This is a genomic window from Phytoactinopolyspora endophytica, assembly GCF_004138495.1.
Lineage (GTDB): Bacteria > Actinomycetota > Actinomycetes > Jiangellales > Jiangellaceae > Phytoactinopolyspora > Phytoactinopolyspora endophytica.
Map to the genome: position 1 here is coordinate 72,447 of NZ_ML142867.1, position 1,294 is coordinate 73,740.

2 protein-coding genes are annotated in these 1,294 nt (G+C 72.0%); one reads left to right on the top strand and one right to left on the bottom strand.

Annotation, left to right across the window (positions count from 1 at the left end):
• The coding region (locus ELR45_RS28070; protein ID WP_165368172.1) for a substrate-binding domain-containing protein at positions 1-220 on the top strand (220 nt) is incomplete at its 5' end.
• Positions 221-247: 27 nt separating this feature from the next.
• On the opposite strand, the gene ELR45_RS28075 is transcribed toward ELR45_RS28070, so the two are convergent.
• On the bottom strand, positions 248-1,294 hold a 1,047-nt coding region (locus ELR45_RS28075; protein ID WP_205857406.1), incomplete at its 5' end, for a family 43 glycosylhydrolase.

Sequence of the window (1,294 nt, forward strand, 5' to 3'; positions counted from 1 at the left end):
CGACGGCGGTCCCGCCGGTGAGCACTTCTGCCCACCCCTCACGACGATGCGCGCGGACCCGCACGAGCACGGCCAGCAGGCCGTGCAGCTTATCCTCGCGCACCTTGACCGCCAGGTAGTGCAGACACCAAGGCTCATCGAGACCCGGCTCATCGTGCGCGAATCCACCGCCCCGCCGCCCGCGTCGCGCGCCCGCCAGGGGGCACGCCGTCCCTCTTAAAGACCGACAACGCGGCGGCGGTGCCGGTCAGGGACCGACGACCGCGGTCGTGCCACGCAGGCGCGGCACCGCGTCGGAGACCTGCGGCACCGGGCAGAGCTCGAACGCGGAGACGATGGCCTCGCCGTTCAGCGCCTCGAGGGCGACGACCCGCCCCGTGAATCCACCCGCAACCTCCGTCGAGAAGTAGCGCCCGTCGATCGTGGCCATCGCACAGAAGCCGGAGTCATCCACGAATCCGGCCTCGATGCGGTCGGGCGCGGCTCCGTCCTCGTCGCCGGGCGGAACGGCGCGCAGCGCCAGCGCGAGACCAGGACCCGAAAGCCGCTCGGCAAGCATCTGGTCGAGCGGACCGATCACCGCCCTGACCCGGAGCCGGTCGCCGACACGCTCCACGCCCACCCAGTGACGGTCGTCGAGCCGGACGGAGAGCGCGACGTCGCCGGCGCCCACTCTCGCCGCGGCCTGCCACGCGAGATCGGTCGTGCGCACCGCGAGCAGCGCGCCCGACACCCGATCCCGGTCGCCGCGCGAGGCGACCAGCGTCGCCCCGGCGGGCCCGGGCGTCGCGACGTCGCCCACCGAGTGGTTCCGCGAGAGCCACCGCCGGTCCAGTAAATCACCGTCGAACCTATCCACAAAGTGGCGGTCAGAGTCGGGCACCGACACGGCGTCCTCGTCCAGGACCGGCCAATCGTTCACCCAGTGCACCTGGGCGAGGAACGTCTCGCGACCGTTCACGTGGTAACGCGGGAACTTCCCGCGGGGCCGGGTCGCAAGGTAGACAGCCCACCATCGGCCGTCGGGACCCTCAACGAGATCGGCGTGCCCGGTGCTCTGGACAGGAGAGGACGTGCTGCGGTGCGTGAGGATCGGGTTGCCCGGGTGTGCCTCGAACGGTCCGGACACGGACCGGGACCGGGCGAGGGTCACGCAATGCCCGCGGTCGGTGCCGCCCTCGGCGATCACCAGGTACCACCAGCCGTTCCGCGTGTAGAGGTGTGGGCCCTCCGGGTGCGCCATCCCGGTGCCCTCCCAGATGACGCGAGGCGCGGTCGTCAGTTCTCCGGCCGC